Raw genomic sequence first — 6,889 nt, forward strand, 5'->3', positions numbered from 1 at the left:
CCCCTGATCTGCCGAAGCAGATCAGGGGAGCGCCAGCGCGAATGCGATGGCGGGTACCCGGCCAGCGGCCGGCCCTACCGTAATCCGGCTGCGCCGGATTACTTGACGCGTGCGGAGTATTCGCCCGAACGGGTATCAACCTTGATGATTTCGTCCTGGTTGACGAACAGCGGCACGCGGACCACGGCGCCGGTTTCCAGGGTGGCCGGCTTGCCGCCGCCGCCCGAGGTGTCGCCACGGACGCCCGGATCGGTTTCGGTGATCTTCAGTTCGACGAAGTTCGGCGGCTGCACGAAGATCGGCTCGCCGTTCCACAGGGTCACCACGCAGGACTCTTCGCCCTTCAGCCACTTCTCGGCGCCGCCCATGCCGGCCTTGGTGGCCTGGACCTGCTCGAAGGATTCCGGGTCCATGAAGTGCCAGTACTCGCCGTCGCTGTACATGAAGTTCATGTCGGTATCGACGACGTCGGCTGCATCCAGCGAGTCGGTCGACTTCATGGTCACTTCCTGGGTACGGCCGTCCTTGATCAGGCGGTACTTCACGCGGGTGAAGGCCTGGCCCTTGCCCGGCTTGACGTATTCGGTGTCGATGATGACAGCCGGTTGGTTGTTGACCAGGATCTTCATCCCGTTCTTGACGTCGTTCATGCCGTAGCTGGCCATGCGTAAACTCCTGAGTGGCAAAAACGCCGCGGGTGCGGCGAGCCGTTAGAATGGAAAGCCCACCGGATGCCGGTGGGCGACTGTTTTTCTGCCCCCATGATAACCGCAGGCCCCCTCTCCATGCAGCTTTCCGCCTTCCCCCGGCCCCAGTCGCCAGGCGCGCCCGCGCGCTGGCAGCAGCTCTGGCGCCAGGCACTGCGCGACCCGCACGCCCTGCTGGCCCGGCTGCAGCTGGACCCGGCCGCGCTGGGCGTCTCGGAGGCGGCCATGGCCCAGTTCGCGCTGCGCGTGCCCGAGGGCTTCGTGGCCCGCATGCGCACGGGCGACGCCGCCGACCCGCTGCTGCGCCAGGTGCTGCCGATCGACGAGGAAATGCGCCCGGCGCCCGGGTTCAGCTTCGATGCGGTGGGGGATGGTGCGGCCAGGAAGGCCACCGGGGTCATCCAGAAATACCGCGGCCGCGCCCTGCTGGTCGCCACCGGCAGCTGCGCGATCAATTGCCGCTACTGCTTCCGCCGCCACTTCGACTACGGCGCGGAGAACGCGGCCAAGGGTGGCTGGCAGGAAGCCGTGGCCGCCATCGCGGCCGATCCGGACATCGACGAGGTGATCCTGTCCGGCGGCGACCCGTTGTCGCTGGCCACGCACAAGCTGGTCGAACTGACCGACGCACTGCGCGCGATCCCGCACATCCGGCGCCTGCGCATCCACAGCCGCCTGCCGATCGTGCTGCCCGAACGCGTGGACGAGGAACTGCTGGGCTGGCTGGGCAGCCTGCCGTGGCCGCTGGCGATCGTGGTCCACGCCAACCATGCCAATGAATTCGATGCCAGCGTGGACGCGGCGATGGCACGCCTGCGCGGTACCGGTGCGCAGCTGCTGAACCAGGCGGTGCTGCTGCGCGGGGTCAACGACAGCGTGCAGGCCCTGCAGGATCTGAGCGAGCGCAGCTTCGCCGCCGGCGTGCTGCCGTATTACCTGCACCAGCTGGACAAAGTGGAAGGCGTGGCCCACTTCGAAGTGGACGACACCCAGGCCAAGGCACTGATTGCCGGCCTCACCGCACGCCTGTCCGGCTACCTGATCCCGAAGCTGGTGCGCGAACTGCCTGGCGATCCGAGCAAGCGCCCGGTGTAAGAGCACTACCGGGGTCAGATCCCTTTTCCCGTGGAAAAGGGATCTGACCCCAGCACAACGTCAATCGGTCAGAGACCCGATTCGATCATCCGCACCACTTCGGTGGCGGTCACCGGGTGGCTCAGCCAGTAGCCCTGGCCGAGGTCGCAGCCACGCTGGGCCAGCAGCTCGAACTGCGCCTGCTGCTCGATGCCCTCGGCAACCACGGTGATGCCCAGTGCGTGGGCCATGGCGATGATCGCCGTGGTCAGTGCCAGGTCGTCGGGATCACGCTGCATGTCGGCCACGAAGCTCTTGTCGATCTTCACCCCGTCCACCGGCACCTGGCGCAGATGGCTGAGCCCGGAGAAGCCGGTGCCGAAATCATCCAGCCAGACCTTCACGCCGGTCCGGTGCAGCTTGTCCAGCAGCTGTGCGGCGACCATTTCATCGCCGATCACCGCGGTCTCGGTCAGCTCCAGGTGCAGGCGCGACGCCGGCAGCCCCGACTCATGCAGGCACTGTGCGACCAGCGCCGGCAGTTCGCCGCCCCGCAGCTGCCGCGGCGACACGTTGACCGACACGAACAGGTCGTCTCCGGCCACCCCGCGTGGCCACTGCGCAGCCTCCATGCAGGCCGCGCGCAACACCTTCGGGCCGATGATCTCGATCAGCCCGCTCTGCTCGGCCACCTCGATGAACACCGACGGCGGGATCGTGCCCAGGGTCGGATGCTGCCAGCGCAACAGCACTTCGACGCCGACCATGCGGCGGTCGCGCATGCGGAAGATCGGCTGGTAGGCCAGGCGCAGTTCGCCGCGCTCCCAGGCCCCGCGCAGCTCCTGCTCCATGTGCACGCGGCGCTCGACCGCATGGTCCATCGCCCGGCTGTAGTAGCGGTAGCAGTTCTTGCCGGCCATCTTCGCCTGGTACATGGCGATGTCGCCGTTCTTCAGCAGCGTGGTGGCGTCGGCCGCATCGTCCGGGAACAGGGTCACGCCGATGGACGTGCCCAGGAACAGTTCCCGGCCCTGCACCACCAGCGGCTTGCCCAGTTCGCGCACCAGCACTTCGGCCAGCAGCCGGGCGTTGGCAGCGACGTCACCGTCACCGACCAGGATCACGAATTCGTCGCCACCAAAGCGCGCCAGCAGGGCCTCGTCGCCACCGGCTTCGGTCACCGCACGGCCGATGCGCTGCGCGAACTGCAGCAATGCTTCGTCGCCGGCTTCGTGACCGAGGGTGTCGTTGACCCGTTTGAAATCATCGATGTCGGCGAACAGCAGGCCAAGCCGGTGGTTGGCCGCGCGCGCGGCCATCAACCGATGGTCAAGTGCCTCGCGGAAGGCCAGTCGATTGGTCAATCCGGTCAGCGCGTCGGTGTAGGCCATGTGCCGCACTTCACGGTCATGGCGGGCGATCGCATCGCGCATGCGGGCAAAGCCACGCACCAGTTCGCCTACTTCATCATCGCGGGTGTTCTCCGCCAACGGCGTCTGGTAGTCGCCGGCCTCGATGCGGCGGGCGGCCACGGCCAGATCGCGGATCGGCGCGACCAGGGTCCGCTGCACGTACAGGATCACCACCACGCCGATCACCACCAGCAGGCCCAGCATCAGCAGCAGCCAGCCCAGATGGCGGCTGCCGGCCTGCTGCAGGCGTTCGCCCAGGGTCGCATTGGCGGCCTGCTCGCGCTGCTGCACCTCGTCCAGCGCCATGCCGACGCGGACACCGCCGATGCGCTGGTTGCCGATCGTGATCGGCATCGTGTTGTCGAGCACCTTGGGCGATTCCTGCACCACCAGTGCCTGCGCGGCAGCGGCCTTGGGCGCCAGCGGGTCGGTCATCTGCTGGCCGAAGCCGGCGACCTCGATCGAGCCGTCATGCACCAATCGCCCGCGTTGGTCGAACACCAGGACATAGCGCACCACCGGCTGCCGCGCGGTACCGCGCACCAGTGCGCCGACCTGGTCCAGGTCGCGGTAGTACAACGGATTGGCCAGCGAGTCGGACAACTCGCGCGCCATCGCCTCGCCGCGGCTGCGCACGCTGCGATCGAACAGTTCGTGGATGACGCCGCCGCTGAGGCTGCGCACCTCGCTCTGCATTGCCGTCTGGCGCCCCAGCAGCACCGCCAGGATCGCGATCACCACGAGCATTGCTCCGCCCATCGCCAGCAGGAACCGGGCCTGCATTCCAGAGCCGAGCCACTTCATTCCACTTCCATCCGCACGCGCGTCAATCCTTGTTTCAATTCATCCAACCGCTGCTGCGCATGCGCATCGACACGGTGGAAACCGGAAGTGCCAAAAAACCGATGCAACGCCCCCTGCGCCCGCGGGTCGCTGGCCGCCTGCAGCAGGACCTCCTGCAGGCGATCGCGCACGCGCGGGTCAAGGTCGGCGCGGACCATCTCCACCGCTCGCGGGTACGGTTCGGTGCGCAGCAGTTCGCGGAAGTCGCGCCGGAACGCGGCCGGCACCCGCCGCTCGTCGTTCCAGTCCACGCTGCTCACCGCCCCCACGTCGACCACCCCCTTGTGCACGAACGTCGCGATGTTCAACTCGCTGCGCGCGAACACATACCCCACGCTGTCCCGCCCCGGCATGTCCCAGTCGCCGGCCAGGATCTGCGGCGACAAGCCCTCCTGCAGCAAGGTCATCACCGGCACCAGGTAGGCGCTGGTGGACGCCGTGTTCTGCAGCGCCAGGCGATGCCCGCGCAGGTCCTGCACGCGCTGGATCGGGCTGTCGTTGCGCACGAAGAACACCGTCTGGTACTCGCGCACGCCATTGCGTTCGGTCAGCAGCAAGGGCCTTGCGCCGCTGCGCTGGCCCAGCGCCACCGCCGTGCCCGCCGTTTCCGTGACCCAGTCGACCCGCCCCCGCCGCAGATAGCTGGCCATCTGCTGCGGATCGCGTGCCATCAGGATCCTCCCCTCCCTGATGCCGACGTCGTGCATGCGGGCCACCACATAATCCAGCAGGGGCTGCAGCTGCTCGTAATGGGCCTTGGGATCATCGCTGATCCGGCCCAGCACCAGCACCGGGTCCGGCGCTGCACGCACCGTCCCGGCCAGCAGGACCATGGCCAGGCTCAGCAGTCCCCCCTGCATTGCCTTTCGCAGACCCGACACAGGCTTCATCCCCCCTGGGTATCCAGACAGACTACCCGAAAAAATGAGAACGTCGTCAGCTGTCCTTGCTGCCCGCCTGCGCCAGTCGCGCCATGCGCTGGGTGTCGGCGAGGATGCCGCGCAGCAGGCGCACTTCCTGCTCGCTCGGCTCGCTGCGCAGGAACAGGCGGCGCAGCTTGCGCATCGCCGATTCCGGGGCGCGGCCCTTGTGGAAATCGATCTCGTCCAGGGTGTCGCCGAGCTGGGCGAAGAAGCTCTCCATCTGCTCATGGCTGGCCACCTGCTCGCGGAAGCCCGGCTCTGCCGCGGCCGCCGGCTGTGCGCCCAGCAGCTGCATGCGCGTTTCATAGGCCAGCACCTGCACGGCCGCGGCCAGGTTGAGCGAGCTGAACTCCGGATCGGACGGGATGTGCACCGCGGCGTGGCAGAGCTGCAGTTCCTCGTTGGTCAGGCCGGTGCGCTCGCGGCCGAACACCAGCGCCACTTCGGCGCCCTCGCTTGCCTTGGCCACCGCACGCGCAGCGGCGTCGGCCGGCAGGTACTCCTCCAGCTGGACCCGTCGGGCACGGGCGGTGCAGCCGAGCACCAGCCGGCAGTCGGCCACGGCCTCGGCCAGGGTGGCCACCACCGGGGCGTCCCCCAGCACGTCTTCGGCACCGGCCGAGCGGCGGAAGGCCTCCTCGTCCAGCGGCTTTTCGGGGGCGACCAGCACCAGGCGGGCCAGGCCCATGGTCTTCAGGGCGCGGGCGGCAGCGCCCATGTTGCCGGGGTGCTGGGTACCGACCAGGACGAATCGGAGGCGGGTGGCGGCAGGAAACTGGGACATGAACAGGGAAAAGGTCGAGCTGGACGATGACCAATGGTAAACTGTGCGGCCGGCCACTGCGCCGGACCTGCTCTTTTCCCCCGCCAGTCCTTCTCTTCTGCCTTTCCGGGAGCCCACGCCATGCAGAAACCCGCCGTCACCGTCATGGTCAAGGCCGCCCGCCTCGCCGGCAACGTCCTGTTGCGCAACATCAACAAGCTCGAGGCACTGAACGTCGTGCAGAAGGGCCGGATGGACTACGCCAGCGAAGTGGATGCGGACGCGGAAAAGGTCATCGTCAAGGAACTCAAGCGCGCCTACCCCGAATACGGCATCTTCGGCGAAGAAGGCGGCGTGCAGGGCGAACGTCGCCAGATGTGGGTCATCGACCCGCTCGATGGCACCAGCAACTACCTGCGCGGCGTGCCGCACTACTGCGTGTCGATCGCGCTGGTCGAGAACGGCGAACCGACCGATGCGGTCATCTTCGACCCGCTGCGCAATGAGCTGTTCACCGCCAGCCGCGGCGCCGGTGCCGTGCTGAACGACCGTCGCATCCGCGTGGCCGACCGCAAGGACCTGGACGGCACCATGATCCACACCGGCTTCGCCCCGCGCGAACGCGCCCGCGCCAGTGCCCAGCTGAAGGCGGTCGACGCCCTGCTGGTGCACGGCGAGGACATCCGCCGCACCGGTTCGGCCGCGCTCGACCTGGCCTACGTGGCCTGCGGCCGTGCCGACGCCTACTTCGAGGCCGGCGTGAAGGCGTGGGACATCGCCGCCGGCCTGCTGCTGGTCCGCGAAGCGGGCGGCAAGGTCTGCGACTTCAAGGGCGCGACCCTGGGCCGCATGGACAACCGCGGCCCGGAGACCCACCAGATCGTGGCCGGCAACCTGAAGGTGGCCGAGTCGCTGCAGAAGGTGCTGGTGAACACCGGCTACGCCGCCGAGTTCGACGCGAAGTTCTGATCTGCGCATAGTCGCGGTTCATGGAGACGGCACCTGCGAGGTGCCGTTTTCGTTTGTGCGCCGGGAGATTCGTTTCCGCGACCGCGGAGGGGTGTCACTTTCTTTGCGCGTGCACCGCGCCGCAGGAGCAGCGCGGAACGGCGCAGCCGGCCCGTAGGGTGGCGCACATGGATGTGCGCCATCAAGAAAGTAACCAAA

6 protein-coding genes are annotated in these 6,889 nt (G+C 67.9%); 2 read left to right on the top strand and 4 right to left on the bottom strand.

Annotated elements, in window-relative coordinates; genetic code table 11:
* Window positions 1–98: 98 nt before the first annotated feature.
* Complete coding sequence (gene efp, locus O0J73_RS20690; RefSeq protein WP_006457340.1) at window positions 99–665, bottom strand: elongation factor P; 567 nt, start codon at window positions 663–665, stop codon at window positions 99–101.
* 96 nt (window positions 666–761) lie between these two features.
* Between efp and epmB the strand changes: the two genes are divergently transcribed.
* The gene (epmB, locus tag O0J73_RS20695) at window positions 762–1,802 is read left to right on the top strand and encodes an EF-P beta-lysylation protein EpmB (protein WP_308309527.1); all 1,041 of its coding nucleotides are present in this window, start codon (window positions 762–764) and stop codon (window positions 1,800–1,802) included.
* Between the two features lie 68 nt (window positions 1,803–1,870).
* Here epmB and O0J73_RS20700 read toward each other — a convergent pair whose 3' ends face one another.
* The 3 genes from O0J73_RS20700 to O0J73_RS20710 are packed head-to-tail and all read right to left on the bottom strand — an operon-like array spanning window position 1,871 to window position 5,743.
* The gene (locus O0J73_RS20700) at window positions 1,871–3,997 is read right to left on the bottom strand and encodes an EAL domain-containing protein (protein WP_004153812.1); all 2,127 of its coding nucleotides are present in this window, start codon (window positions 3,995–3,997) and stop codon (window positions 1,871–1,873) included.
* Window positions 3,994–4,926: a phosphate/phosphite/phosphonate ABC transporter substrate-binding protein gene (locus O0J73_RS20705; RefSeq protein WP_308309528.1), complete on the bottom strand. Its 933-nt coding sequence runs from the start codon at window positions 4,924–4,926 to the stop codon at window positions 3,994–3,996. Before O0J73_RS20705 ends, O0J73_RS20700 begins: the two co-directional genes overlap by 4 nt.
* A gap of 46 nt (window positions 4,927–4,972) precedes the next feature.
* Window positions 4,973–5,743: an RNA methyltransferase gene (locus O0J73_RS20710; protein WP_004153813.1), complete on the bottom strand. Its 771-nt coding sequence runs from the start codon at window positions 5,741–5,743 to the stop codon at window positions 4,973–4,975.
* Between the two features lie 120 nt (window positions 5,744–5,863).
* Between O0J73_RS20710 and O0J73_RS20715 the strand changes: the two genes are divergently transcribed.
* Entirely contained in the window at window positions 5,864–6,691 is an 828-nt protein-coding gene (locus O0J73_RS20715) for an inositol monophosphatase family protein (protein WP_004153814.1), read from the top strand.
* Window positions 6,692–6,889 lie beyond the last annotated feature (198 nt).

The organism is Stenotrophomonas sp. Sm6012, from assembly GCF_030985895.1.
Taxonomy (GTDB): Bacteria; Pseudomonadota; Gammaproteobacteria; order Xanthomonadales; family Xanthomonadaceae; genus Stenotrophomonas; species Stenotrophomonas forensis.

Bases quoted from the DNA above. Each gene is read 5' to 3' on its own strand.
- efp (WP_006457340.1), bottom strand. From the start codon at position 665: ATGGCCAGCTACGGCATGAACGACGTCAAGAACGGGATGAAGATCCTG.
- epmB (WP_308309527.1), top strand. From the start codon at position 762: ATGATAACCGCAGGCCCCCTCTCCATGCAGCTTTCCGCCTTCCCCCGG.
- O0J73_RS20700 (WP_004153812.1), bottom strand. From the start codon at position 3,997: ATGAAGTGGCTCGGCTCTGGAATGCAGGCCCGGTTCCTGCTGGCGATG.
- O0J73_RS20705 (WP_308309528.1), bottom strand. From the start codon at position 4,926: ATGAAGCCTGTGTCGGGTCTGCGAAAGGCAATGCAGGGGGGACTGCTG.
- O0J73_RS20710 (WP_004153813.1), bottom strand. From the start codon at position 5,743: ATGTCCCAGTTTCCTGCCGCCACCCGCCTCCGATTCGTCCTGGTCGGT.
- O0J73_RS20715 (WP_004153814.1), top strand. From the start codon at position 5,864: ATGCAGAAACCCGCCGTCACCGTCATGGTCAAGGCCGCCCGCCTCGCC.